This is a genomic window from Microbacterium sp. bgisy189, from assembly GCF_965345345.1.
In the GTDB taxonomy this organism is placed as follows: domain Bacteria; phylum Actinomycetota; class Actinomycetes; order Actinomycetales; family Microbacteriaceae; genus Microbacterium.
In genome coordinates, this window is sequence record NZ_CBDRMZ010000001.1 from 528,809 (window position 1) to 554,465 (window position 25,657).

At 69.0% G+C, this 25,657-nt stretch carries 24 protein-coding genes; 10 read left to right on the forward strand and 14 right to left on the reverse strand.

All coding sequences use genetic code 11. The features are described from left to right. The first annotated feature begins 128 nt into the window (after positions 1-128). Together ACSF8R_RS02545 and ACSF8R_RS02550 are read left to right on the forward strand one after the other, a co-directional pair. Positions 129-1,097 (forward strand): 4-hydroxy-3-methylbut-2-enyl diphosphate reductase, encoded by a 969-nt coding sequence (locus ACSF8R_RS02545; RefSeq protein WP_434810259.1) that lies wholly within the window; start codon positions 129-131, stop codon positions 1,095-1,097. Continuing rightward, complete coding sequence (locus tag ACSF8R_RS02550) at positions 1,094-1,630, forward strand: DUF6264 family protein (protein ID WP_434810260.1); 537 nt, start codon at positions 1,094-1,096, stop codon at positions 1,628-1,630. Before ACSF8R_RS02545 ends, ACSF8R_RS02550 begins: the two co-directional genes overlap by 4 nt. A gap of 207 nt (positions 1,631-1,837) precedes the next feature. Here the strand turns inward: ACSF8R_RS02550 and fbaA are convergent, their stop codons facing one another. Then, positions 1,838-2,866, reverse strand: a complete 1,029-nt coding sequence (fbaA, locus tag ACSF8R_RS02555; RefSeq protein WP_434810261.1) for a class II fructose-bisphosphate aldolase — start codon at positions 2,864-2,866, stop codon at positions 1,838-1,840. 202 nt (positions 2,867-3,068) lie between these two features. On the opposite strand from fbaA, the gene glpX reads away from it, so the two are divergent. Together glpX and ACSF8R_RS02565 are read left to right on the forward strand one after the other, a co-directional pair. Continuing rightward, positions 3,069-4,058: a class II fructose-bisphosphatase gene (glpX, locus tag ACSF8R_RS02560; protein WP_434810262.1), complete on the forward strand. Its 990-nt coding sequence runs from the start codon at positions 3,069-3,071 to the stop codon at positions 4,056-4,058. A gap of 115 nt (positions 4,059-4,173) precedes the next feature. Then, positions 4,174-4,365 (forward strand): UDP-N-acetylmuramyl pentapeptide phosphotransferase, encoded by a 192-nt coding sequence (locus ACSF8R_RS02565; RefSeq protein WP_434810263.1) that lies wholly within the window; start codon positions 4,174-4,176, stop codon positions 4,363-4,365. Here ACSF8R_RS02565 and rmuC read toward each other — a convergent pair. Both rmuC and ACSF8R_RS02575 read right to left on the reverse strand, forming a co-directional pair. Then, entirely contained in the window at positions 4,340-5,671 is a 1,332-nt protein-coding gene (gene rmuC / locus ACSF8R_RS02570; RefSeq protein ID WP_434810264.1) for a DNA recombination protein RmuC, read from the reverse strand. The genes ACSF8R_RS02565 and rmuC overlap by 26 nt on opposite strands. 40 nt (positions 5,672-5,711) lie before the next feature. Then, on the reverse strand, positions 5,712-6,323 hold the full coding sequence (locus ACSF8R_RS02575) for an exonuclease domain-containing protein (RefSeq protein WP_434810265.1): 612 nt from the start codon (positions 6,321-6,323) through the stop codon (positions 5,712-5,714). Between the two features lie 59 nt (positions 6,324-6,382). Between ACSF8R_RS02575 and ACSF8R_RS02580 the strand changes: the two genes are divergently transcribed. Next, positions 6,383-7,132, forward strand: coding sequence for a class I SAM-dependent methyltransferase (locus ACSF8R_RS02580; RefSeq protein WP_434810266.1), 750 nt, complete (start codon positions 6,383-6,385; stop codon positions 7,130-7,132). Here ACSF8R_RS02580 and ACSF8R_RS02585 read toward each other — a convergent pair. Together ACSF8R_RS02585 and adhP are read right to left on the reverse strand one after the other, a co-directional pair. Beyond that, positions 7,111-7,821 carry a hypothetical protein gene (locus ACSF8R_RS02585; protein ID WP_434810267.1) on the reverse strand — a complete coding sequence of 237 codons (711 nt, stop codon included), beginning with the start codon at positions 7,819-7,821 and terminating at the stop codon, positions 7,111-7,113. The genes ACSF8R_RS02580 and ACSF8R_RS02585 overlap by 22 nt on opposite strands. A 97-nt stretch (positions 7,822-7,918) precedes the next feature. Then, positions 7,919-8,929 (reverse strand): alcohol dehydrogenase AdhP, encoded by a 1,011-nt coding sequence (adhP, locus tag ACSF8R_RS02590; protein ID WP_434810387.1) that lies wholly within the window; start codon positions 8,927-8,929, stop codon positions 7,919-7,921. 169 nt (positions 8,930-9,098) lie between these two features. Here adhP and ychF point away from each other — a divergent pair, with 169 nt between their 5' ends. Continuing rightward, complete coding sequence (gene ychF, locus ACSF8R_RS02595) at positions 9,099-10,172, forward strand: redox-regulated ATPase YchF (protein ID WP_434810268.1); 1,074 nt, start codon at positions 9,099-9,101, stop codon at positions 10,170-10,172. Between the two features lie 358 nt (positions 10,173-10,530). Next, positions 10,531-10,905: a VOC family protein gene (locus tag ACSF8R_RS02600; RefSeq protein WP_434810269.1), complete on the forward strand. Its 375-nt coding sequence runs from the start codon at positions 10,531-10,533 to the stop codon at positions 10,903-10,905. A gap of 14 nt (positions 10,906-10,919) precedes the next feature. Here ACSF8R_RS02600 and ACSF8R_RS02605 read toward each other — a convergent pair whose 3' ends face one another. Both ACSF8R_RS02605 and ACSF8R_RS02610 read right to left on the reverse strand, forming a co-directional pair. Beyond that, a complete protein-coding gene (locus tag ACSF8R_RS02605; protein ID WP_434810270.1) occupies positions 10,920-11,447 on the reverse strand; it encodes a hypothetical protein in 528 nt (175 codons plus the stop codon). Then, positions 11,447-11,758 carry a hypothetical protein gene (locus ACSF8R_RS02610; RefSeq protein WP_434810271.1) on the reverse strand — a complete coding sequence of 104 codons (312 nt, stop codon included), beginning with the start codon at positions 11,756-11,758 and terminating at the stop codon, positions 11,447-11,449. The genes ACSF8R_RS02605 and ACSF8R_RS02610 overlap by 1 nt, the downstream gene beginning before the upstream one ends. A 300-nt stretch (positions 11,759-12,058) precedes the next feature. Here ACSF8R_RS02610 and ACSF8R_RS02615 point away from each other — a divergent pair, with 300 nt between their 5' ends. Beyond that, the gene (locus ACSF8R_RS02615; protein WP_434810272.1) at positions 12,059-13,453 is read left to right on the forward strand and encodes a CotH kinase family protein; all 1,395 of its coding nucleotides are present in this window, start codon (positions 12,059-12,061) and stop codon (positions 13,451-13,453) included. Positions 13,454-13,456: 3 nt separating this feature from the next. On the opposite strand, the gene ACSF8R_RS02620 is transcribed toward ACSF8R_RS02615, so the two are convergent. After that, positions 13,457-14,944 (reverse strand): DHA2 family efflux MFS transporter permease subunit, encoded by a 1,488-nt coding sequence (locus ACSF8R_RS02620; protein WP_434810274.1) that lies wholly within the window; start codon positions 14,942-14,944, stop codon positions 13,457-13,459. A gap of 154 nt (positions 14,945-15,098) precedes the next feature. On the opposite strand from ACSF8R_RS02620, the gene ACSF8R_RS02625 reads away from it, so the two are divergent. Both ACSF8R_RS02625 and ACSF8R_RS02630 read left to right on the forward strand, forming a co-directional pair. Then, positions 15,099-17,057, forward strand: a complete 1,959-nt coding sequence (locus ACSF8R_RS02625) for an ABC transporter ATP-binding protein (RefSeq protein ID WP_434810275.1) — start codon at positions 15,099-15,101, stop codon at positions 17,055-17,057. Positions 17,058-17,135: 78 nt separating this feature from the next. Next, positions 17,136-18,854, forward strand: coding sequence for a bifunctional metallophosphatase/5'-nucleotidase (locus ACSF8R_RS02630; RefSeq protein ID WP_434810276.1), 1,719 nt, complete (start codon positions 17,136-17,138; stop codon positions 18,852-18,854). Between the two features lie 3 nt (positions 18,855-18,857). Here ACSF8R_RS02630 and ACSF8R_RS02635 read toward each other — a convergent pair whose 3' ends face one another. The 6 genes from ACSF8R_RS02635 to ACSF8R_RS02660 are packed head-to-tail and all read right to left on the reverse strand — an operon-like array spanning position 18,858 to position 25,537. Then, positions 18,858-19,820 (reverse strand): glycosyltransferase family 2 protein, encoded by a 963-nt coding sequence (locus tag ACSF8R_RS02635; RefSeq protein ID WP_434810277.1) that lies wholly within the window; start codon positions 19,818-19,820, stop codon positions 18,858-18,860. Further along, entirely contained in the window at positions 19,817-20,959 is a 1,143-nt protein-coding gene (locus ACSF8R_RS02640) for a cysteine desulfurase family protein (protein ID WP_434810278.1), read from the reverse strand. The genes ACSF8R_RS02635 and ACSF8R_RS02640 overlap by 4 nt, the downstream gene beginning before the upstream one ends. Beyond that, positions 20,959-21,825: a carboxylating nicotinate-nucleotide diphosphorylase gene (gene nadC / locus ACSF8R_RS02645; protein WP_434810279.1), complete on the reverse strand. Its 867-nt coding sequence runs from the start codon at positions 21,823-21,825 to the stop codon at positions 20,959-20,961. The genes ACSF8R_RS02640 and nadC overlap by 1 nt, the downstream gene beginning before the upstream one ends. After that, positions 21,822-23,444: an L-aspartate oxidase gene (nadB, locus tag ACSF8R_RS02650; RefSeq protein ID WP_434810280.1), complete on the reverse strand. Its 1,623-nt coding sequence runs from the start codon at positions 23,442-23,444 to the stop codon at positions 21,822-21,824. Before nadB ends, nadC begins: the two co-directional genes overlap by 4 nt. Beyond that, on the reverse strand, positions 23,441-24,766 hold the full coding sequence (gene nadA / locus ACSF8R_RS02655; RefSeq protein WP_434810281.1) for a quinolinate synthase NadA: 1,326 nt from the start codon (positions 24,764-24,766) through the stop codon (positions 23,441-23,443). Before nadA ends, nadB begins: the two co-directional genes overlap by 4 nt. Before the next feature lie 57 nt (positions 24,767-24,823). Continuing rightward, the gene (locus ACSF8R_RS02660) at positions 24,824-25,537 is read right to left on the reverse strand and encodes an NUDIX hydrolase (RefSeq protein ID WP_434810282.1); all 714 of its coding nucleotides are present in this window, start codon (positions 25,535-25,537) and stop codon (positions 24,824-24,826) included. Positions 25,538-25,657: the final 120 nt, after the last annotated feature.

The window sequence follows — 25,657 nt, forward strand, 5'->3', positions numbered from 1 at the left end:
GAGCGGCGGTGGTCGTGTGCGGCCCGCTCTCAGCGCGGCGTCCCTAGAATCGGAGCGTGAGCTCTTCCGCCGTGCGACTGCCCGTTCCCCGTGTTCCCGGTGTGCGCGGGCGGCTTCAGGATAACCCGGTGTCCGGACACAAGCGGGTGCTGCTGGCGTCGCCCCGCGGCTACTGCGCCGGTGTCGACCGCGCCGTCATCGCCGTCGAGAAGGCGCTCGAGCGCTTCGGCGCGCCCGTCTACGTGCGCAAGCAGATCGTCCACAACATCCACGTGGTCACCGAACTCGAAGCACAGGGGGCGATCTTCGTCGAAGAGGTCGACGAAGTCCCCGAGGGTGCGCACGTCGTCTTCAGCGCCCACGGTGTCTCTCCCGCGGTCGTCTCGGCGGCATCCGATCGGGGTCTGCAAGCGATCGACGCCACGTGCCCGTTGGTGACCAAGGTGCACCGTGAGGCCGTCCGGTTCGCCCGCGACGACTTCGAGATCTTGCTGATCGGTCACGACGGTCACGAAGAGGTCGAAGGCACCGCGGGCGAGGCGCCCGACCACGTCACCGTGGTCAACTCGCCCGAAGAGGCAGACCGCGTCGAGGTGCGCGACCCGTCGAAGGTCGTCTGGCTGTCGCAGACCACGCTCTCGGTCGACGAGACCATGGAGACGGTTCGTCGTCTTCGCGAGCGCTTCCCGCAAATGGCCGATCCGCCGTCCGATGACATCTGCTACGCCACGCAGAACCGTCAGGTCGCGATCAAGAAGGTCGCGAAGGATGCGGATCTGGTGATCGTCGTCGGTTCGGCCAACTCGTCCAACAGTGTGCGACTGGTCGAAGTCGCGCTCGAATACGGCGCGAAGGCCGCGTATCGCGTCGACTACGCGCACGAGATCGAGCAGGCGTGGCTCGACGGTGTCGAGACCGTCGGCGTCACCAGCGGCGCGTCGGTTCCCGAGGTGCTGGTCACCGAGGTGCTCGATGAACTGTCGGGAGCGGGCTACCGCGACGTCGAGCAGGTTCGCACGGCCGAGGAGGACCTCATGTTCTCGCTGCCCAAAGAGCTGCGCGACGATCGTGCGCGAGGTGGTCGGGTGCGCACATGAGCACCCCCGGCGAACAGCCGCGCCCGCAGTACGGCGAATACGCGACACCCGAGGAGCAGCGCGCCCGCATCGAGCAGTCCGGCGCGACGCCGCCACCGGTGCCCGAGCAGCCGTACGTGCCGCATCCGCCGACGGCGCCGGCGACGACCGCCGCCGCGCAGCCGACCCGTCGCGCTGACCGCATCATCACCTTCGCGTTGCTCGCCTACGGACTGTTCACGGTCGTGAGCGCCATTCCGCAGCTGCTCGATTTCACGTCGTTCGCGCAGACGTGGATGGAGGTGGCCGGTGTCGACGCCGAATTCACCAATCACAGCGGCGGTGTGCTGTGGGGCCGCATCGGTGCGATCGTGTTCGCCGTCGGATGGCTCCTGACCGCCATCGCCTCATGGGCATCGCTGTCGCGCCGGCGAGTGTCGTGGTGGATTCCGTTGGTGGGTGCGATCGTGACGTTCATCATCGTGAGCGTGTGTCTCGCGGTGCCGCTGCTCGGTGACCCCGCCGTGGCCGAGCACTTCGCCATCGCGGGCTGAGATCGCCCGCCCGCCGGAGCATTGGCGCATGCCGAAGCTCCTCGCCGTCTGCGCTGTCACGATCCTGCGACCGGATGCGGGAACTGTGGGTGTGACCGCGATCGACAAGGCCGCTCGGGCCGCACCTGCGGCGGCCGAGAAACCACGAACGGCACGAGACCACCCGCGACGGGTGACTTCTCGTGCCGTTCGTGATGTCTGGATGCGTCAGCTCTGCGACTTGCCGTGCGAGCCGAGCTGCTGGGTGGCGGCGACGACGCGAGCGGCCATCGCCGACTCTGCGACCTTGCCCCAGGCGCGCGGGTCATAGGCCTTCTTGTTGCCCACCTCGCCGTCGACCTTGAGGACGCCGTCATAGTTGGCGAACATGAAGCCGGCGACCGAGCGGGTGAAGGCGTACTGGGTGTCGGTGTCGATGTTCATCTTGATGACACCGTTGGCGACCGCAAGCGCGATCTCTTCGTCGGTCGAGCCGCTGCCGCCGTGGAAGACGAGGTCGAGGGGCTTGGGGCCTGCACCGAACTTCGCGGCGATGCCCTCCTGGATCTCACCGAGGAGCTCGGGCTTGAGCTTGACGTTTCCGGGCTTGTAGACGCCGTGCACGTTGCCGAAGGTGAGGGCGGCGATCCAGCGACCCTGGTCGCCGAGGCCGAGCGCCTCGACCGCTTGGGCGACGTCACCGGTGGTGGTGTAGAGGGCGTCGTTGCTGCCCTCGTGCTTCACGCCGTCTTCTTCGCCGCCGACGACACCGATCTCGACTTCCAGGATGGCGTTGATGTTCTTCAGGCGGGGGAGCAGCTCCTGCGCGATCTCGATGTTCTCGGCCAGCGGCACGGCCGAACCGTCCCACATGTGCGACTGGAAGATCGGTTCGCCACCGGCGGCGACGACCTCTTCGCTGGCCGCGATGAGCGGCAGCACGAAGTCCTCGAGCGCGGGCTTGGGGCAGTGGTCGGTGTGCAGGGCGACTGTGATCGGGTAGTTCTTGGCGACCTCGTGGACATACTTCGCGAATGCGAGGGCGCCGGTGGAGCGTGCCTTCACCGTGTGCCCCGCAAAGTAGTCGGCGCCGCCCGTGGTGACCTGCAGGATGCCGTCGGAGCCGGCCTCGGTCAGGCCCTGGAGGACGGCGTTGATGGTCTGCGAGCTCGACACGTTGATCGCGGGGTAGGCGAATCCGCCCGCCTTCGCGCGATCGAGCATGTCGGCGTACTGATCTGGGGTGGCGACGGGCATGTGGGCTCCTCAGGATTGCGCGGTCGGTCCACGGGTACTCTAGCGAACCGCTCCGTCCCATCGCCCCCTGTGACGGTGTCGACGGCCTGGAACAGGAGTATTGCCGCGCCTCCTGCCGTGCCGTTAAGAATCGTGATTCCTTCGCCTGCGTGTGGCCGAAAGTCGCCGCGCAGAACCCGGCTCGCGGCGTAGGCTGACGTTCATGGTGAGCCTGACCGCCGACATGAGTCCGCTGCATCCCGACCGCAACCTCGCTCTCGAGCTGGTCCGAGCCACGGAGGCCGCCGCGATCCGGTCGGTGCCGTTCATCGGTCGCGGCAAGAAGGAGCTTGCCGACGGCGCCGCCGTCGACGCGATGCGGGCGTTTCTCACGACGGTCAACTTCGACGGTGTGATCGTGATCGGCGAGGGCGAGAAGGACAACGCCCCCATGCTCTTCAACGGCGAGAAGGTCGGCACCGGCCGCGGCCCGCAGTGCGACATCGCGGTGGACCCGATCGACGGCACGACGCTCACCGCCGAGGGTCGCAACAACGCACTGTCGGTGCTCGCCGTCGCTGACCGCGGTGCCATGCTCGACGCCTCGAGCGTGTTCTATATGGACAAGCTCGTCACGGGGCCGGCCGGTGTCGGGGTCGTCGACATCCGTCTGCCGATCGGTGAGAACATCCGCCGTCTCGCGAAGGCGCTCGACAAGCCCGTCGACGAGCTCGTCGTCTCGGTGTTGAACCGTCCGCGCCACGCCCAGCTGATCGATGAGATCCGCGAGGCGGGTGCCGGCACGCGACTGATGAGCGACGGCGACGTCGCAGGTGGCATCAATGCGGCCCGGCACAATGCACGCACCGACATGTGCGTCGGAATCGGCGGCAGCCCCGAGGGGATCGTCACCGCCTGCGCCATCAAGGCGCTCGGCGGTCACATCCAGGGACGCCTGTGGCCACGCGACGACGATGAGAAGCAGCGCGGCGTCGATGCGGGACTCCAGCTCGACGACTTCGTGTACGAGGCCGACGATCTGGTCAAGGGCAAGAACACCATCTTCGTCGCGACCGGCGTCACCAACGGCGAGCTCGTCGGCGGGGTGCGTCGGTCGGGGGACCATCTCTACACGGAGTCGGTCGTGCTGCGCGGTGCGTCCGGCACGCTGCGTCGCATCTCGTCGGAGCACCTCACCTCGAAGTGGCTGTGACCATTTCGAGACCGTGACGCGCGTTCGCGTGCAGGCGAAGCGCAGGAGCCCTCTGGCACAATGGGAGCCGTTGTCAGCGGCGACACCGTCATCCACGCGAAAAACGGGGGTTCCATTGTCTACAGCGTCTGAGCGACCCGTCACGGGTCAGATCGCGGTCCCTGTCGACCCCGCCCGGCGACCCGACGTGTTGCTGCGACGCCGCGCCCCTGAAGGTCACCGTGTCAGCGCGTGGTGGCTCATCGGCGCGTTCGTGGGCGTCTCGCTGGCCGTCGTCGGCCTCATGAACTTCTTCCCCGGCGGCTGATCTCGGCGTCCGCGTCGTTCCCGGCGCCGCCGTGCGCGTCATGGCCCAGCCGATCTCGCACACCCCCGAGATCTGCGCTCATCTCCGGCGTAAGCAGTTCGGGAGCAGTGAGCCCTCGTGGAGCGTCTTCGATCTGCCCTGGTCCCGTCGTGGCCGACAGCTTGGTGTCATCGATGCCGGGAAACCGGCGCGCCGTGACGAGCACGCGCGATTCGAGCGAGCCCGCGAACCGGTTGTAGCTCGCGACCGTGCGCTCGATGGCACGTCGCAGATCGTCCGCGTGACCGGCGAGCGACCCGAGCCGCTGGTAAAGCTCGTTGCCGAGCGCGAACAGCGTGCGAGCCTCGTCTGACACGTCTTGCTGGGTCCATGTGTATGCGACCGTCTTGAGCACCGCCCAAAGGTTCACGGGCGAAGCGAGTGCGACGCGGCGAGAGAAGGCGTAGTCGAGCAGCGCCGGGTCTTCTTCGAGCGCGGCGGCCAGCAGTGACTCGCTCGGGATGAAGCAGACGACGAACTCGGGGCTGCTGGCAAGGCCCGCCCAGTAGGTCTTCTTGGCCAGCGTGTCGACGTGGGCGCGAACCGCCTTCACGTGACGGTCGAGCAGTGTCTTTCGACGCGCTGCCTCGGCGCCCTGCGCCGTGACCGGGATCGCGCTCGCCTCGAGGTACGCGTCGAGCGGCACCTTCGCGTCGATCGCGAGAGCCTTGTCGCCCGGCAGCCGCACGACCATGTCGGGACGCCCGGCGCCGGCATCCGAAGAGATCGTGGCCTGGGTGTCGAAATCGACGTACCGGGTGAGGCCCGCGGATTCGACGATCCGCCGCAGCTGCGTCTCGCCCCACACGCCGCGTGCCGACGTGGACCGCAACGCACCTGCCAGGGATTCGGTGGTCGCGCGCAGCGCCTCGTCGGATTCCTGCGCGCGCCGGAGCTGTTCGGCGAGTGAACCGAACTGTGCGTGCCGCTCGCGTTCGAGCGCATCGACCTTGGTCTGCATCGACTGCAGGGACTCTTGCACGGGCGCCAACGCGCGCAGCACGAGCTGTTCGCGACGATCGCGCTCCTCGCGTGCGGCCTGATCACTGCGCGCGTGCTGCGCAGCCTCGCGCTGCGCGTGCAGCGCCTGCGCGAGCTGGCGCTCGAGGGAGACGGCGGCGGCCTCGGCGGCTGCGGCCCTGCTCGACAGGTCTTCACGCGTGCGCAGGGCCCTGGCGGCCTCACGGGCGGTTCCCGTGAACCACCCGGCGAGCGCGCCGGCGACGAGGCAAGCGACGACGATGACGGCGACGATCAGGGCATCCATGCATCCAGCATGACCCGCACCGCCGACATCGGTCGGAACGTCAGCCCGCGACGGCGGCGGCCGCGCGCTCTGCGCCCTGTTCGGCCGTCGGCAATTGGGGGACGCGCAACCCGAGCAACATCGCGAGTTCGATGATGTCGCCGGCCCCGGCACGTGCCGCCGAGTCGATCATGATCTGCGCGCACGCAAGTGCGTCGGCCGTCGCGTCGTGGTGGGCGAAGTCGAGGTGACCGGCGGCCGCTGCCACCAGCGGCAGGCGATAGGAATCGAGGTCGTACGTCTTGCGTGCCACCTGCAGGCTGCAGACGTAGCGCGCTGCGGGCCAGGCGTCCCCGGTGACCTCGCACGCGCGGCGCAAGACCGCCATGTCGAACCCTGCGTTGTGCGCGACGAGCACGTCGTCGCCGATGAAGTCCGACAGGTCGGTGAGTTGGCCGGTCCAGGTCTTCGCATCGGTCACGTCCTCGGGGCGGATGCCGTGGATGCCGATGTTCAGCTCGAAGAAACGGTCGTGGCCGGGCGGTGGCTGAATGAGCCATCCCTGCGATGCGACGACGCGGCCGTCTCGGACGCGAGCCAACCCGACGGCGCACGCCGACGCGCTCGAGGAATTCGCCGTCTCGAAGTCGATCGCGGTGAAGTCCAGGGCCACGCTCTCAGACTCTCCCGGCGGTTCCGGTGAGGCGCGGAGGCGCGCCGTAGGCTGGCGCCATGGCCACCCGGGATGAGATGTCGCAGTCGTTCGGGCGGGCGGCGGACGCCTACGAACAGGGGCGTCCCGCGTACCCGGCGGAATCGGTCGAGTGGATGCTCGCGCCGTCCCGGCGGGCCGAGCCTGCCGTGCGGGTCGCCGATGTCGGGGCGGGGACCGGAAAGCTCACGCGTACCCTCGTCGAGGCCGGAGCCGAAGTCGTCGCGATCGACCCGGATGCCGAGATGCTTCGTGCGCTGCGTGCGCACGTGCGCGGTGTGCCGACGTACGAGGGGACCGCGGAGCGGCTTCCGCTGCCCGACGAGTCGGTCGATGCCGTCGTGCTCGGACAGGCATGGCATTGGGTCGAGCCCGTCGCGGGATGCGCGGAGATCGGACGGGTGCTGCGGCCGGGTGGCGTGCTCGGACTCGTGTGGAACATCCGGGACGAATCGGTGCCGTGGGTGCGCAGGCTGACCGAGATCATGCGTGGGAGTCACGCCGAGCAGATGCTCGCCGCGGGGGATCCGCCGGTGGCGCCACCGTTCACCGCGACCGAGCGGCGTCAGTGGCGGTGGAGCCGCGAGATGACGCGCGCGGCGCTCACCTCGATGGTGTTCTCACGCAGCTACCTGATCACGGCAGACGAGGATGAACGCGCACGGGTCGACGCCGAGATCACCGACCTGTTCGACGAGGTGGGCGCGGTGGAAGACGCGACGATCGCTCTGCCCTACGTGACATCGGCTTACCGGTCTGTCGCAGGATGACCTTCGCCCACGGCGGGTGACACCGCGACCGCGACCGCGGTGACGGATGCCAGCGTCACGACGAGCAGTTCGCCGCCGTCTTCGGCGAACCCCGCCAGGTTGGACCGGGTCACGACGTGGACGAGGTCGACGACGACGGCGAAGACCGCGAGTGCGGCGAGCAGGGTCGCGAGGACGACCGTCGCGATCACGCCGTTTGCCGTACGCCGGCGCAGCCCGATCGCGAACGCGAGCAGAGAGCAGACCCCGACGACGAGCCAGAAGGCGAGTTCGCCGAGATGGCGGCCTTCGACGGGCCCGACTGCGAACGGCTCCAGCGCCGGCCCCAGTGCATGACCGGCGCGCTCGTGCCAGCGAAGTCGATTGTCGCCCGCGATGACGAGCAGGACGAGCATCCAGGCGATGAGCAGACCGTCGCGACGGCGCCAACCCGCCCACCCGACCGCCGCTGCGGCGATGAGTGTGAGCACGAGTTCCCACGCCTCAAGCAGGGACGAGTCGTCGAACGGGCTGAGCAGAGCCGGCAGTGGCGCGCCCACGGCGCCGATGTAGTGCAGGGTGTGCCAGGTGAACGCGATGGCGAACATGGCCGCGCTTACGGTGAGCACGGTGATCGCGTAGGGACGGGTGGGCGCGCGACACGCCCACCCGTACACCGTCCGCCAGCACTCCAGCAGCATCCCGCGCATCCGCACCCCCCCTCGTGCGCCGTCGCCGACGCATTCGGTTGACGCTACAGAAGTGCTCTAAGGCCCGTCTAAGACGGGGCTGAAGATCGGAACGCCGTCAGTACTTCATGACGATGCGGCCGTCGATCTTGCCGTGCTCCATTCGCTCGAAGATGTCGTTGATGTCGTCGATCGATGCCACGGCGACGGTGGGATGGATCTCACCGCGTGCGTAGAAGTCGAGGGCTTCGACCATGTCCTGCCGGGTGCCGACGATCGAGCCGCGGATCGTGATGGCGCGCAGCACGATGTCGAAGATGTCCGCGGGGAAGGCCCCGGGCGGGAGGCCGTTGAAGACGACGGTTGCGCCACGACGGGTCACCGCAAGGGCCTGCGCGAACGCCTTCGGGTGGACGGCGGTCACGAGCACGCCGTGGGCGCCCCCGATCGCCTCCTGAACTGCTGGACCCGGATCTTCGGTGGCGGCGTTGACGGTGACCTCGGCGCCGTGGGAGCGGGCGAGTTCGAGCTTGGCGTCGTCGACGTCGACTGCCGCCACCCGCATCCCCATGGCGCGCGCATATTGCACGGCGATGTGGCCGAGGCCGCCGATGCCGGAGATCACGACCCATTCGCCCGGGCGGGTGTCGGTCATCTTCAGGCCCTTGTAGACGGTGACGCCGGCGCACAGGATCGGGGCGACCTCGACGGGGTCGGCGCCGGCCGGGATGCGGGCGGCGAAGCGTTCGTCGACGAGCATGTACTCGCCGAAGCTGCCATCGACGGAGTAGCCGCCGTTCTGCTGCTCGGGACACAGGGTCTCCCAGCCGGTGCGGCAGTACTCGCACGTGCCGCACGCGGACCACAGCCACGCGTTGCCGACGAGGTCACCGACCGCGAGCGTGGTGACGTCATCGCCGAGCGCGACCACCTCGCCGTAGCCCTCGTGCCCCGGGATCAGGTCCGACTTCGGTGCGACCGGCCAGTCGCCACGCGCGGCGTGCAGGTCGGTGTGGCACACGCCGCTCGTGATGACCTTCACGAGCGCCTGGTGCGGTCCGGGTGTCGGAATGGGCACATCGGCGACGTGGAGGGGCTTGTCGTGGGCCGTCACGACGGCAGCGCGCATGGTGCCGGCGTGTTCGGTGCCGGTCTGTTCGGCGGTGGGGGAGTCGGCCAGGGGCAGGGTCGTCATCGACATCACTTCCTTGTGGTGGGTGTTCGTGCCTGTTCCGGCAGGCTATGAAGCGCTACGTTGCGGACGGTTGCGAGGGCGCCGACACGTAGACTGGATGCCCGTGGCACTCACCATCGGAATCGTCGGCCTCCCCAACGTCGGCAAGTCGACCCTCTTCAACGCACTGACCAAGAACCAGGTGCTCGCGGCGAACTATCCGTTCGCGACGATCGAGCCGAACGTCGGGGTCGTGAACCTTCCTGACCCGCGGTTGGACGCGCTCGCCGAGATCTTCCACTCCGAGCGGATCCTTCCCGCCGCGGTGTCGTTCGTCGACATCGCCGGCATCGTGCGCGGCGCGAGCGAAGGTGAGGGGCTCGGCAACAAGTTCCTCGCCAACATCCGTGAGGCCGACGCGATCGCCCAGGTGGTGCGCGGGTTCGCCGATGACGATGTCGTGCACGTCGACGGCGCCGTCAACCCGGCGTCCGACATGGAGACGATCAACGCGGAGCTGCAGCTCGCGGACCTCGAGACCCTCGAGAAGGCGATCACCCGGTACGAGAAGGAAGTACGCGGCAAGAAGCTCGACCCCTCGGTGCTCGCGGCGGCCCAGGCCGCGCAGGAGGTGCTGCAGCGCGGTGAGCTGCTGTCGGCGTCGGGGCTTGACCTCGCGCCGATCAAGGAGCTCGGGCTGCTGACGGCCAAGCCCTTCATCTTCGTCTTCAACGTCGACGAGGCAGTCCTCACCGACGCGGGGCGCAAGGCGGAGCTCGAAGCGCTCGTCGCGCCCGCGAAGGCCGTGTTCCTCGACGCGAAGATCGAGTCCGAGCTCATCGACCTCGATCCGGAGGATGCCGCTGAACTGCTGGCATCCACCGGCCAGGACGAGTCGGGTCTCGACCAGCTCGCCCGCATCGGCTTCGACACGCTCGGGCTGCAGACCTATCTGACGGCGGGGCCGAAGGAAGCACGTGCCTGGACGATCGGCAAGGGCTGGAAGGCGCCTCAGGCGGCGGGCGTCATCCACACTGACTTCGAGAAGGGCTTCATCAAGGCGGAGGTCATCTCGTTCGACGACCTCGTCGCGCTCGGCTCGGTCGCCGAGGCCCGCGCGAAGGGCAAGGCGCGCCTCGAGGGCAAGGACTACGTCATGCAGGACGGCGACGTCGTGGAGTTTCGCTTCAACGTGTGAGCTTGAGCGAGCGTGGCCGCTCTGGGAGAACTCGACGCCGACGTGGGATGTCGGATACACCACCACACCGGACATGTATGGGTTGTCGGAAGACCTGACGCGCGAAATGGCTGCGTGGAGCGCGCTGTGGGAGGCGAACTTCGATCCGTTCGATGACTGGAAGAGCGACGCTGCACGTGAACGGTGGCGCAAGGACGGCGCGGACATCGCAGCGCGCCTCCGCCCGAGGCGCTGCAGGAGTGGCGTGAGCGGCGAGAAGTCCTTCGCGCCGATGAGCGCGGAGAGGTCATCAACTAAGCGCGAGCCGGCATCCGGCGGAGTCGTTTCGACGTGGTCGGCGAGGGCGTATCGTGACCGCATGACGGTCACTTCCCTGTTTCCGATCCTCGCCACGCCTGATCTGCCTCGTCTTGTGGCGTTCTACGAGGCGGCGCTCTGCGGGAGTGTGACGTACCGGTTCCCACACGAAGACGGTGGTGACGCATACGTCAGCCTGTCACTCGGGGGTGCGCCGCTCGGGATCGGCCGCGATGCCGCCGCCACGAGCCCCGCGCCCGCCGACCGCATCGCGATCTGGTGCTACGTCGACGATGTCGATGCCACCCATGCGCAGGTCGTCGAAGCCGGTGGCGCTTCGCGGCAGGAGCCGAGCGACATGCCGTGGGGCGAGCGCGTCGCGCAGGTGCACGACCCCGACGGGAACCTGCTGCATCTTGCGTTGCAGCCGACGTGACCGTGGTCAGTCGCTCAGCCGGCGTCGATGAGGAGCGAGAGGGCTGCGCCGGCGGCGGCGCATGCGATGCCGGGAATGCCCAGGATCGTCGCCGCGAAGAGGAAGCGCCCGTTCATGCGGTTCAGTTCCCGCGCGATCTCGATGACTTGTATCTGCGCTTCCGCGATGCGGGGGTGTGCTTTGGTCGCCGGCAGCGCCAGCACGTCGGGAACCGAAATCGCCTGGAGCGACTTGATGTCGAACATGCCGGCCTTCACCGGCCGGGCGACGACGAGGGCCGCAGTTCCGGCGAGTGCGAACAGGATGACGGCGGCAGCGAGGAACCATGCCGCGACGCCCGGAATCTGATACCCCTCGAGTGAGGTGACGATGCCGGCCAGCCCGAGGAAGATCGCGATGAGCGCGCCACAGGCAGAGACGACGGCGGTGCTGCGTGTCTGCAGTGATTCCGCAGTCGCGTGCGCCTGCGCGAGCTGATCGTCGATCACCTTGAGGACGGCTGCAGCGGCGGTCGGCACCGGTTCTTCGCGTCGACGGAACATCACGGAGACCCCGGGTCGTGGACGGTCGCACGAACACCATCGAGCGTGGCGTCATACGCGACGCTCACGTGCACGCCGCCCGTGAGCGTTGCCGGGTTCGGCAACGCCCGGTAGTGCGCCACGATGCCCGAGTCAATGCTGTCGAGCTCATAGGCGATCGGCTCGGACGCGGATGCGGCGAGCCCGGGCAGCGCGTGGAGCCCCTTGACGACGATGATCGGAGGAAATTCGCCCTTACCCACCGAGGTCCCCGCGGCGCGAAGATCGAGATGCGTTACAGAGGACAGGTCGACGAGGTACTCGCGGTCCATGAGGGCTCCATTCCCCGTTGGCTGCGTGCTGTCGCCATGGTCTCGGCGTTCGGCGCCGTTGTCAACAGGCCTGCGCAGCCGCTCGCTCTCCGCCCGACGTACACTGGAGCCATGTCGACACAGAACCTCCCCACCCCGCAGCTGCAGCCCGTCGAGGACGAGAAGAACCTCCTCCAGGCCGAGGGCGCGTCCTGCTGCGGCGGCGGCTGCTGCAGCTGAGCGCTCCGTTCCGCGTGGACTGACAGCGGAACCAGCATTCGACCATAGGGTCCGCATAGCGGCATCCGGTGGAGTAGCGACATGGCCACTCCACGACTTCGACCTACCACGATCCTTCTGACGACCGCGCTCGCGTTCGGCACCGTCGGCTGCACTGCCGTCGGCGCGACGTCCTCGACGGGCGACAGCACCGCAGTCGGCGCCAGCGCTGAGAACGTCGCCGCGGTCTGGGACTCGAGCACCGTCCACTCGTTCTCGGTCACGTTCGACGAGGATGAATACGACGCGATGATCGCGACGTACCTCGAGTCCGAGGAGAAGGAGTGGATCACCGCGACCGTGGTGATCGACGGCGTGACGTACGAGAACGTCGGCCTGAAGCTCAAGGGCAACTCGTCGCTGCGAGGGCTCACGACCGACGCCGACGCCGATCTGAGTTCGACCAATCCCGAAACGTTGCCCTGGATCATCCGTCTCGACAAGAACGTCGACGGGCAGAGTCACGACGGCGCGACCGAGTTCGTCGTCCGGGCGAACAGTAGCGAGACGGCCCTCAACGAGGCCGTCGCACTCGACCTGCTCGAGGCCGCGGGCCTTGCCAGCGAAGAGGCGGTCACGGCGCGCTTCTCGGCGAACGGTTCCGAGGAGGTGCTGCGGCTCGTGATCGAGAACCCCGAAGACACTTGGATGGAGCGCGAACTCGGCTCGGGTCTGCTCTACAAGGCCGAAGCCGGTGGCGACTACAGCTACCGCGGCGAGGATGCCGAGTCCTACACCGACGTGTTCGATCAGGAGGCCGGGGACGACGACCTCACGCCGCTCATCGACTTCCTCCAGTGGCTGAACGAGTCCAGCGACGAGGAGTTCGCTGCAGACCTCGGCGACCACCTCGATGTGGAGGCGTTCGCGACCTACCTCGCCTTCCAGGATCTCGTCTCCAACATGGACGACATCGACGGGCCGGGCAACAACTCCTACCTCTATTACGACAGTGACACGGGGCTCATGACCGTCGTCAACTGGGACCTCAACCTGGCGTTCGGTCAGGCGAACGTCGGCGGTGGCGGCGGCGGCATGGGCGGTGGTGGCGGCATGCCCGAAGACGGCGAGCAGGCCGAGGGGATGCCGACCGACCGGCCCACTGACATCCCTGAGGGGATGGGCGACCCGGGGGAGATGCCCGAAGGCGGAGATATGCCCACCGACGGCGAGAGGCCCGAAGGTGGCAATGCCGGCGGCCGCGGCGGGTTCGGCGGCAGCAACATCCTGTCAGAACGCTTCCTCGCCGACGAGGACTTCCAGGCCCTGTATCAGGAGGCGCGGGAGACCCTGCAGGCCGAACTGTTCGACTCGGGCCTGGCCGACGACATCCTCGCCGCGTGGACGGAGACGCTCACCGACGAGGCCACCGACCTGGTCGACGCGGACACCATCGAGACGGAATCCGAGACACTGTCCGACGCGTTCCCGTCGTGACGATCAGTGTCCGGCGGGCGCGCCCTCGGCCGCTTCGGTCTTGCGCACGAAGAACGCGCTGACCAACAGCGGAACGGCCATGAACGTCGCGACCAGGAAGGCCGTCTGCGCACCCTGGGCGCCCGCGGCGGTCTCCGACGCACCGCCTGCCTCGGCGGCTGCCGTGACGGCCGTCATGGTCGTCACCAGGACCGCCACACCGGCGGCGCCGGCAACCTGCTGGATCGTCGAGAGGATCGCCGACCCGTACGAGTACAGGTGCGGAGTGAGCGAACCCATCGCCGAGGTCATCAGCGGTGTGAACGACATCGCGAGGCCGAGAGAGAGCACGGTCTGGGCGATGACGATCAGCCACAGCGACGTACCGTCGCCGAACGTCGAGAACAGCCATAGCACGCCGATCGCCAGCACCGTGCCGGGCACGAGCAGCAGTCGCGGTCCGCGGGCGTCGTAGATGCGGCCGATCACGGGCCCCGCGAGGCCCATCAGCAGCGCGCCGGGCAGGACGGCGAGGCCGGTGTCGAGCGACGAGATGCCGAGCACCGTCTGCATGTAGAGCGGCAGCAGCGTGATGACGCCGAAGAACGCGGCAGACAGCAGCGTCATGTGGGAGATGGCGAGCGTGAAGTTGCCCGACCGGAACACGCGAAGGTCGAGCAGTGCGTTGTCGGTGCGCTGCAGGATCATCTGCCGCCAGATGAGGCCCGCGAGGGCGATCACCGCGACCGTCAGCGAGACGATCATCACGAGCGGTGAGCTCGTGGATGCCGCGGCCTCATCGGCACCACCGTGGCCGCTGCCGATCTGACTGAGTCCGAACACGAGCCCGCCGAAGCCGAGCGCCGACAGGATGACAGACAGGACGTCGATCGGCGCGTGGGTGTTCTCGCCGATGTTGACCATCCACCGTGCGCCGACGAAGAGCGCGACCAGCGCGATCGGCAGCACGATGCCGAAGATCCAGCGCCATCCGAGCGTGTCCAGCAACAGCCCTGACATCGTGGGGCCGATGGCGGGTGCCAGGGCGATCACGAGTGAGACGCGGCCCATCATGCGCCCTCGGGATGCCGCCGGGACGAGCGTCATGATCGTCGTCATCAGCAGGGGCATCATGATCGCGGTGCCCGAGGCCTGCACGACTCGGGCGATGAGCAGCACGGGGAATCCGGGTGCGACGACCGCGACCGCGGTGCCGAGGCTGAACAGGCTCATCGCTGCGATGAACATCTGCCGTGTCGTGAAGCGCCGCAGCAGGAAGCCGGTCACGGGGATGACGACGCCCATTGTCAGCATGAATGCGGTCGTCAGCCACTGCGCGTCGACCGCCGTGATGTGGAGGTCCGTGATCAGGTGGGGGATCGCGACCCCCATCGTCGTCTCGTTGAGGATCGCGACGAACGCCGCGGCCAGCAGCAGCCAGATCACTCGCGTGCGGGAGGCACCGACCGAGTTCGGGGCGGTGGTCGTCGGATAGGTGTCGGTGGCGGACATGCGCGATCTCCTTCGAAGGATGAGCGGAGGCAAGCGCCGCCGAGAGCCGGGGCGACCGTCAAGGATAACCCGGCGGCGGTCGGGGGCATTCCCGCGACCGATGCCGATCTCGCGCCCGCCCGGGTGTCGGGCCTGCGTCGTAGAGTGATCAACGATGAGCATGGGCGGCGGCGGTCACCCCGGCGGCGGCGGCCGACCAGGGGGATTCCGAGGCGTCGACGAGCGTGCGCAGCGTCGGCAGAACGCCGCCGCCCCGCGCGTGGCGAACCTCGGGCGACGGGTCGTGGCGCTGTTCAAGCCGTACCGCGCCCGCATCGCTGTGACCGGCCTGCTCGTCGTCGTCGGCGCGGCACTCGCGGTGATTCCGCCGTTGCTCGTCCAACGGATCTTCGACGACGCGCTCTTCCCTGTCGACGGCTCTGCGCCCGACCTGGGGCTGCTGTCGTGGCTCGTCGCGGCGATGGTCGGACTCTTCCTCCTCGGCGCCGCCGTCGGCGTGGTGCAGACGTGGCTCACCTCGACCGTGGGCAACCGCGTCACCGGGGATCTGCGGGTGCGCATGTTCGAGCACCTGCAGGCGATGGAACTCGGATTCTTCACGCGCACCAAGACCGGCGTCATCCAATCCCGCCTGCAGAATGACGTCGGCGGTGTCGCCGGCGTGCTGACCAACACGGTCACCAGCATCCTCGGCAATACCGTCACGGTCGTCGCCGCGCTCGTGGCGATGGTGCTGATCGATTGGCGACTGACCCTCATCGCGGTCGTGCTCATGCCGGTGCTCGCGCTCGTCCAGCGCCGCGTGGGCCAGGTGCGCGCGCGCATCGCGGCGCAGACGCAGGAGTCGCTGTCGGAGTTGACCGCGATCACGCAAGAGACGCTGAGCGTGTCGGGCGTCCTCCTGTCGAAGTCGTTCAATCGGCAGCGCACCGAGTCTGACCGCTACCAGGCCGAGAATCGCAACCAGGTGCGCCTGCAGGTTCGGCGCGCGATGAGCGGCCAGGGGTTCTTCGCGGTCGTGCAGGTGCTCATGTCGAGCGTTCCAGCCATCATCTACCTCGTCGCGGGCTGGCTCATCACGGGGGATGCCGGATCACTGACGGCCGGCGCGGTCGTCGCGTTCACGACCGTGCAGGCGCGACTGCTGCAACCCCTGATGGGGCTCATGCGGGTTGCGCTCGACCTGCAGACCTCCGCCGCACTGTTCGCCCGCATCTTCGAATACCTCGACCTGCGCCCGGCGATCACCGACGCCCCTGACGCCATCGACGTGGCGGACGCGCCCGGGCCGCAAGGACGCATCGAGTTCCGCGACGTCGTGTTCCGCTACCCGGACGCCGCACCGGATGCGCAGCCGACACTCGACGGCGTCTCGTTCGTCGTCGAGCCGGGCCAGCACGTCGCCTTCGTGGGACCGTCTGGCGCGGGCAAGACGACGGTGCTGTACCTGGCGCCACGGTTGTACGAAGCCCAATCGGGCTCGGTGCGCTTCGCTGGTGTTGACGTGCGGGCGCTCAGAGCCGAGTCGATCATCGATCACGTCGGCATCGTCTCGCAGGAGACCTACCTGTTCCACGCGACCATCGCCGAGAACCTGCGCTACGCCAAGCCGGATGCCAGCGACGCCGAGCTCGAGGCAGCGTGCCGCGCCGCCAACATCCACCACGTCATCGCCGGGTTCGAGCACGGGTACGACACCGTCGTGGGGGAGCGCGGCTACCGCCTGTCGGGTGGTGAGAAGCAACGCGTCGCGATCGCGCGGGTGCTGCTGAAGGACCCGCCCGTCCTGCTGCTCGATGAAGCGACGAGTGCGCTCGACACCGTCTCCGAGCGCGTTGTGCAGGCAGCGCTCGACGAGGCGGCGAAGGGACGCACCACCCTCACGATCGCCCATCGGCTGTCCACGGTGATCGGCGCCGACGTCATCCACGTCGTCGAGGCCGGTCGCATCGTCGAATCCGGCACGCACGCGCAACTGCACGCAGCCGGTGGGCTCTATGCCGAACTCGCCGCGCAACAGGTCGCCGCGGCGCGCATCGACACCTTCACCCCACGCGACGAACCGTCCACGCGCACGGCGGGGGCCATTGACGAGCGTCCAGCAGACTCATAGCGTGAGGCGGGTCGACCTCGGCACACAGCAGTGCCGCTATCCGAGAGGTGAATGATGCGTCGAACCGTCCGGGCCGCCATGGCCCTGGGAGTCTCCCTGTCCGTTGCCGCACTGGCCCTCGCGGCCCCCGCGAGCGCCGCGCCGAAGAAGGACCCACCCGGTCAGCTCATCGATGTGCAGGTGTTGGCGTTCAACGACTTCCACGGACACGTGCAGCCGGGCGATGCCGGCACGGTCGACGGGCAGGACGCCGGCAGTGCGCCCTACCTCGCGGCGAAGCTGAACGAACTGCGGACCGGACACAAGTACTCCGTCACCGCCGCCGCGGGCGACCTCATCGGCGGTTCGCCGTTCTTCTCCGGCCTGTTCCATGACGAGCCTGCCGTCGAGTCGCTCAACGCCATGGGGCTCGACGTCTCGAGCGTCGGCAACCACGAGTTCGACGAGGGTGTGACAGAGCTCCTGCGCATGCAGAACGGCGGTTGCCACCCCGTCGACGGGTGCTACTTCGAAGACGAGCCGTTCGCCGGCGCAGACTTCCAGTGGCTGTCGGCGAACGTCGTCGACGAAGCCGGCGCGACCCCGTTGCCGGAGTACTGGATCAAGAAGTTCCAGAACGTGAAGGTCGGCTTCATCGGCATGACCCTCGAAGCCACCGACACGCTCGTGGCGGCATCCGGCGTTCGCGGGTACGAGTTCCTCGACGAGGTCGAAACGGCCAACGCGCTCGTTCCCGAACTGCAGGCTCAGGGCGTCGAGGCGATCGTCGTGCTGCTGCACGAAGGCGGCATCCCGAACCCGATCACCGTCGACGGCTGCGCGAACGTCTCCGGGCCCATCGTCGCGATCAACGCGGGCCTCGACCCCGCCGTCGACGCGCTCGTCACCGGACACACCCACATGCCCTACAACTGCACGCTGCCCGACCCCGACGGCGTCGACCGCATGGTCACGAGCGCGTACTCGTACGGCCGCGTCGTGAGCGAGGTGAACCTCGTGCTCGACAAGCGCACGAAGGACGTCCGCCGCGACCTGTCATCGGCGACGAACCACGCCGTGCTGCACAACGAGCTGACCCCGGATGCCGCACAGACGGCGATCGTCGAGAAGTGGGAGCCGCTCGCCGCCGAGATCGGCGACGTGCCGGTCGGCGAGATCACCGGCGACATCCTGCGCGGCGGCACGCCTTCCGGAGCAGACCGAGGCGTCGAGTCCTCCGCGGGCAACTTCGCCGCCGACGTGCAGCAGTGGTCGATGTCGGCAGCGGGTTCCGACCTCGCGTTCATGAACCCCGGTGGCCTGCGCTCCGACCTGCTGTACGGGCAGTCGTCGGCGGGGGAGGCACCCGGCGTCGTCACGTTCGGTGAAGCGCAGACCTTCCAGCCGTTCAACAACATCCTCTCCACGTTCCCGATGACGGGGTCGCAGATCGTGTCGGTGCTGGAGGAGCAGTGCCAGCCGGCCGGCTCGTCACGTCCGATCCTGCATCTGGGTGTCTCCGATGCGCTCACCTACGATCTCGCGACGACGGTCGAGACGATCGGCGGGGTCGCCACGTGCACCTCGGTGAGTGTCACGAACGTGCTGTTCGAGGGCGCGCCGATCGATCCCGGTGCGACGTACATGGTCACGGCGAACAACTTCCTCGCCGACGGCGGTGACAGCTTCACCACCTTCGCCGAGGTCGACCCCGCCGACCGCATCACGGGGGTAAGCGACCTGGAGGCGCTGGTGAACTACCTCGGCACCTACAGCCCCGTAACGCCGCCGGGAACCGACCGCGTCAACGAGCTGTAACGCTCACCAGAGCCGGGCGGCGGCGCGCAGCGCCGCCGTTCCGGCGTCCAGGGCGATCTGTTCGCGTTCGGCGCGCTCCAGCAGCGGACGCACGAACGCGCCGAGCGCGCGGCGATATGCGCCATCGGGGTGATCCTGCGCGATCCGCACCAGCGGTGGCACGTCCATGTCGAGCATGAGGCGCACGCGCGCCGCTGCCGCCGCACGCTGGTCGGCGGTATCGAGGATCGAGAGCCCGCCGCGCATGGCGTCGAGATAGTCGCCGAGGACGACGACTTCGTCCTTGTGCTGCGTGATCGACGAGCCGTCGGCCCGCTCGCGCCAGTGCACGACGACGTCGGGGATGACGTCGAAGGCGCGGGCGCGCGTGTACATCGTCTGCGCGACGAGCTGGTCTTCGTACAGCTTGTCGACCGGAAAGCGCAGCCCGTGGCGACGCCAGAACTCGATGCGGCTCACCTTCGACCACGCCACGATGTTGCCGGAGGCATCCGGATGCCGGTCGAGCGTCGTCGCACGGCGCTCCGGCGCGGTCGCGGCAGCCACCCACGGCTGCACGATGCCGGGCGCGTAGATGCCGGCCTCGTCGGCACGCAGCCGCACATACGCGCCGACGACGAAGTCGCTGCCTGATGCGGTGATCGTCGAGACGAGCCGTTCGAGCGCGTCCGGCGTGTACCGGTCGTCGGCGTCGAGGAAGGCGACCAGCGGCGTCTCGACGAGATCGAGCGCCGTGTTGCGTGCCGCGCCGAGCCCGCGCGGCCGATCGTTGTGCACGACGCGGAACCGCGGGTCGGTTTGCGCCGCGGCGTCGAAGATCGCACCGGTCGCATCCTCTGACCCGTCGTCGACGAGCACCGCCGACCAGTCTGTGAGGGTCTGTGCGCGCAGCGATGCGATCGCCTCATCCGCGTAGGCGGCGACGTCACGGCCGGGGACGATGACGGTGACAACGGGGAGGCTCACCCGGTCGATCGTACTGCCGTGACGGCGTCGGCGACCGCGCGCGCGAGCGGCGTCGCGTCGAAGGACGCGCCGTGTCCGAACGTGAATCGCACCGCGGTTTGCGCCACCTCGGCCGGGATGCCGAGGGCGACCAGCACGTGCGAGGCCTCATCGCTGCCGGCGGCGCACGCCGACCCGCTGGAGGATACGACGCCGCGCCGCTCGAGTTCGAGCAGGACAGCCTCGCCGGAGACGCCCGCGAAGGTGAAGCTCGCCGTGCCCGCGAGCCGCCGCGTGGCGTGACCGGTCAGGCGTGCTTCGGGCACGGCCGCGAGGGTCGCGGCGATGAACGCGTCGCGCAGGGCGACGGTGCGGGCGGTGTCGGCGGTGCGTTCCGCCTCCGCGAGTTCGAGTGCCACGGCGAGGCCGACGGCGCCGGCGACGTTCTCGGTGCCGCTGCGACGTTCGCGCTCCTGCCCGCCACCGTGGATGAGCGGTTCGAGCGGCACGCGGCCCCGGATGGCGAGCGCGCCGATGCCCTGCGGTGCGCCGACCTTGTGCCCGGCGATCGACAGCGCGTCGGCACCCGTACCCGCCAGCGGGAGCCACCCGGCGGCCTGCACGGCATCCAGGTGCAGCGGCACGCGTCGCGCGGCCGTGACGGCGGCGATGGCCGCGGCATCCTGTACCGTGCCGATCTCGTTGTTCGCGTACCCGATCGAGACGAGCGCCGTGTCGTCGCGGAGGGCCGCGGCCACGTCGTCGGGGGACACGACCCCGGTGGCATCGACCGGGAGGTACGACACCGCGACGCCGTAGACGCGATCCAGGTGGGCGCACGACGCCAGGACGGATTCGTGTTCGACGGGGGTCGTCACGATGTGTCCGGGGCGGCCGTGTCGCAGCAGATCGGCGACCGCGATGCCCTTGATCGCCAGGTTGTTCGCTTCGGTGCCACCCGAGGTGAACACGATGTCGCCGGGCCGCATACCGAAGACCGCCGCGACCCGCGAGCGTGCGTCCGCCAGGACCGCTGCGGCGTGCTCGCCGACCGTGTGATGGCTCGACGGGTTGCCGAACTGCGCGCCGAGCAGCGGCAGCATCGCCTCGCGCACCTCGGGGCGCACGGGGGTGGTCGCAGCGTGGTCGAGGTAGAGCATCAGCTGCTCGCGGGCAGTTCCACCCGCACGTCGAGTCCCAGGTCGAGCGCGCGCGCCGAATGCGTGAGGGCGCCGACCGAGATGACGTCCACGCCGGTCTCGGCGATGGCGCGCACGGTCTCGAGGGTCACACCGCCCGACGCTTCGACGGTCGCCCGCCCCGCGACCATGGCGACCCCGGTGCGCAGGTCGTCGAGCGAGAAGTTGTCGAGCATGATCGTGCCGATGCCGGCGGCGAGCACCGGTTCGATCTGTGCCAGGCGATCCACCTCGACCTCGATGTGCGTCGTGTGCGGCAGTCGCGTCTTCGCCTGCAGCAGCGCTTCGGTCACCGACAGTCCGCTCGCCGTGAGGACGGCGAGGTGATTGTCCTTTGCCATGACCGCGTCCGAGAGCGAGTGCCGGTGGTTGTGGCCGCCGCCGCTGCGAACGGCGTGCCGCTCGAGTACCCGCAGCCCGGGAGTCGTCTTTCGCGTGTCGGCAATGCGCACCCCGGTACCGGCGACCGCGTCGACGTAAGAGCCGGTGAGGGTCGCGATGCCCGACATGCGCTGCGCGAAGTTCAGCCCGATCCGTTCGGCCGTGAGGACCGCGCGCGCCGGGCCCGTGATCGTCGCGAGGGTCTGGCCCGCGCTGAATCGGTCGCCGTCCGCGACCTGCCACGCCACCGCGATCGTCGGATCGGTGAGGCGGAACGCGGCGTCGAAGACGGCACTCCCGCTGAAGATGCCCGGTTCGCGCGCGGCGAGCACTGCCGTCGCGACCGCGCCGGTGGGGATGAGCGCTTCGCTCGTGATGTCGCCCCAGGGCGCGTCCTCTTCGAGGGCGGCGGCGACGATCCGGTCGACGGCGGCGAGGGTCATCATGCGGGGACTCCTTCGGCGACGGGCGTCGCGCTCGGCCCGGTTTCGGGGCCGGCGTCGATGCGATGGTGGGCGCCGACCGAGATGGTACGGTCGCGGGCCGCGGCGACGAGGTGCGCCGCGACGCGCAGCAGGTTCTCGTCCTCGTGGTCGCGTTCGCTGACCGGATGCCGAGGTGCGGCGAGCCAGCTCGCGATCGTGGCCGCGGCGGTCTCCAGCCCCGCCGCATCGCGCTCAAGTCCCGCGTGCGTCCACATGAGCTGCTGCAGGGCGTCGCGCGAGAAGCTCGCGAACCCACACGCTTTCGCCGAACCCTCGTACTTCTGCGCGGCGAACTGTGTGGGTTCGCGCAGATCGTGTGGGTTCGCGGGGGCTGCGCCGCGCGGCAGGTCGCCCGCCGGCCACACGGTGGCGTCCGCGTCGGCGCTGATCACATCGCCCGCGCGGGCACCGAACACGGCGCCTTCGAGCAGCGAATTGGACGCGAGACGGTTGGCGCCGTGCACGCCGGTGCGGGCGGCTTCACCGACCGCGTAGAGCCCCGGCAGCGAGGTGCGGCCGTGCAGATCGGTGGAGATGCCGCCCATCAGGTAGTGGGCCGCGGGGGTGACGGGGATCGGGTCCTTCGCCCAGTCGAGCCCCCGCTCCCGCACAGCGGCATCGATCGTCGGGAAGCGCCGCGCGAGGTATGCGGCGCGCTCGCCGGCGTCGGTGCTGTGGAGCACGGTCGAGTCCAGGCGCACGGGGGCGCCCTGCTCGCGGGCACGCCTGGCGATCGCGCGGGCGACGACGTCGCGGGGCGCGAGTTCGCCGTCGGGATGCGTGTCGAAGACGAACTGGCGGTCCTCGTCGTCGATGAGCGTCGCGCCTTCGCCGCGCACCGCTTCGGAGACGAGGAACGCGTCACCCACGGCGATGATCGTCGGGTGGAACTGGACGAACTCCAGTTCGCAGACGGCGGCTCCTGCCCGCAGCGCCGCGGCGATCCCGTCGCCGGTGGCCACCGGGGGATTGGTGGTGTGGGCGTAGAGCTCGCCGACCCCGCCGGTCGCGAGCACGACGGCATCCGCTTCGACGGTGCGGCGCGTGCCGGCGTGCTCCGGCGTCTCGCCGACGATGAGGTCGACGCCGGTGACACGACCCGCGTCGGCGATGAGGTCGACGAGGAACGCGTGTTCGATCACCTCGACACGGCTCGCGCGCAGCCGCTCGACGAGCGCGTGCTCGATCTCGGTGCCGGTCGCGTCGCCCCCCGCGTGCAGGATGCGCGGGTAGGAGTGCGCCGCTTCGAGACCCTTCACGAATGCGCCGTCGGCGTCGGTGTCGAAGTCGACGCCGAGCGCGATCAGTTCGCGGATGCGGTCGGGCCCCTCGTCGACGAGGACCTGCACGGCCTCTGGATCGCAGAGCCCCGCCCCGGCGGTGAGCGTGTCGCGCACATGGTCGTCGGCGCGGTCGTCGGCGAACATGACGCCCGCGATCCCGCCCTGCGCGAAGCGCGTGTTCGCGTGATCGAGCACGTCCTTGGTCACGAGCGTGACCGTGCAACCGCGTTCGACGGCGTGCAGCGCAACCGTGAGGCCCGCGATGCCCGATCCGACGACGACGGCGTGGACGATCATGCCGCCGCCGGGGGCTTGGCGGCGAGCATCCGCTCCAGCGCGACGCGGGCGGGCTCGGCGACGGACGGCGGGACGACGATGCGGTTGACGACCTCGCCCGCAACGAGCGATTCGAGCACCCACGCGAGATAACCGGGGTGGATGCGGTACATCGTCGAGCACGGACACACGACCGGGTCGAGGCAGAAGATCTCGTGCTGCGGGTGCTGCGCCGCGAGACGCTGCACGAGGTTGATCTCGGTGCCGATCGCGAACGTGGTCGGTTCGGTCGTCGCCTCGATCGCCTTGCGGATGTAGTCGGTCGAGCCCGCCTCGTCGGCGGCGTCGACGACCGGCATCGGGCACTCGGGGTGCACGATCACGCGCACGCCGGGGTGCTCGGCGCGGGCCTGGTCGATCTGGTCGACCGTGAAGCGGCGGTGCACCGAGCAGAAGCCGTGCCACAGGATGACGCGCGAGCCCTCGATCTCGTCCTCGGTCGATCCGCCGAGCGGCTTGCGGGGGTTCCACATCGGCATCTGCTCCAGCGGCACCCCCATCGCCTTCGCCGTGTTGCGACCCAGGTGCTGATCAGGAAAGAACAGCACGCGGCGGCCGCGCGCGAACGCCCACTCGAGCACGGTGCGCGCGTTGGAGGAGGTGCAGACGATGCCGCCGTGGCGGCCGACGAAGCCCTTGATCGCCGCGGAAGAGTTCATGTACGTCACCGGGATGACGGGCAGGAGGTCATCGGCATCCGGCGTGTCCATGTCGCCGAAGACGTCGGCAAGCTGCTCCCAGCATTCCTCGACCTGGTCGATGTCGGCCATGTCGGCCATCGAGCAGCCCGCTGCGAGGTTGGGGAGGATGACCGCCTGGTCGTCGCCGGAAAGCAGATCGGCGGTCTCTGCCATGAAGTGCACCCCACAGAAGACGATCGCTTCGGCCTCGGGGTGCGCCTTGGCGGCCCCGGCGAGCTGGAACGAGTCGCCGACGTAGTCGGCGTGCTGCACCACCTCTTCGCGCTGGTAGAAGTGGCCGAGCACGACGACACGGTCACCGAGGGTGGCTTTGGCGGCGCGGATGCGGGCGTCGAGATCCTCTTCGCTCGCCTCGCGGTACTCGGTGGGCAACTCGCCCTGCCGCGGGGCGCCGGTGGGGATGACATCTCCCATCGACGATCCGGGCCCGTACCCGGGACGGGTGTCGAAGTTCCAGGGCCCGGCGGCCAGCTCGGTGTTGCAGGTCTCGTCGGTCGAGGCGCCCTGCACGATCGATTGGATCGCGTGGTCGACGCTGGGGTCGACGGGGCGGGGTTCGAGGGTCAGGTTCGTGACGGTCATGATGCGTCCTTTTCGGTCAGGAGCTTCCGGACAAGATGTGGGGGACAGCTGCGGACCTCAAGTGCGGGCGGCGGGCAGCGGGCCGCGTTCGGCCAGTTCGACGTCCTGGTTGTAGCGGTACAGCCGTGCCGGTCGGTGGCTGCCCGTGCGGAAGGTCTCGGTGGGGAGGAGCGTGTCGGAGTTCTCGACCTGGCGCCGGAAGTTGGCGGGATCGAGACGGCGCCCCAGGATCGCTTCGTACACCTCGCGCAGATCGGCGAGGGTGAACGCGTCGGGCAGCAGCCCGTGCGCGATGCGGCTGTAGCCGACCTTGTTGCGCAGGCGCCAGAGTGCGTAGTCGATGATGTGCGCGTGGTCGAAGGCGAGGTCGGGCAGGTCGTTCGCGTCGAACCACGCGACGTTCTCGTCATCGACGCGGTCACGGTGTGCGGTCGAAGCCTCCTCTTCGCGCACCAGCGCCCAGTACACGATCGAGACGACGCGGCTGGGGGAGCGATCGACATCGCCGAACGCGTAGAGCTGTTCGAGGTAGCTCGGCGCGAGCGACGTGGTCTCGGCGAGGGTGCGCGATGCAGCCGTCTCGAAGCCCTCGTCGACGCCCAGCCATCCACCCGGCAGGGCCCAGGCGCCTTCGTGCGGATCGCGCGTTCGGCGTACGAGCGGCAGCACGACGGTCGGTCGGTCCTGCCCCGGGTGATGCCGGAGGCTGAAGATGACCGTCGAGACGGCGACACGGATGTCGCCGGAGACCGGAGCGCTTGTTTGTGTCATGGTGACTTTAACCTCGATGCGATCTTAGAGTCAGATGCACCTGAAGGGCAAGTCGGTGACGACGCATCCGCTGCGTGTGACGGATGGCATGCTCCCAGCCGCGTCGCATACCGTTGACGG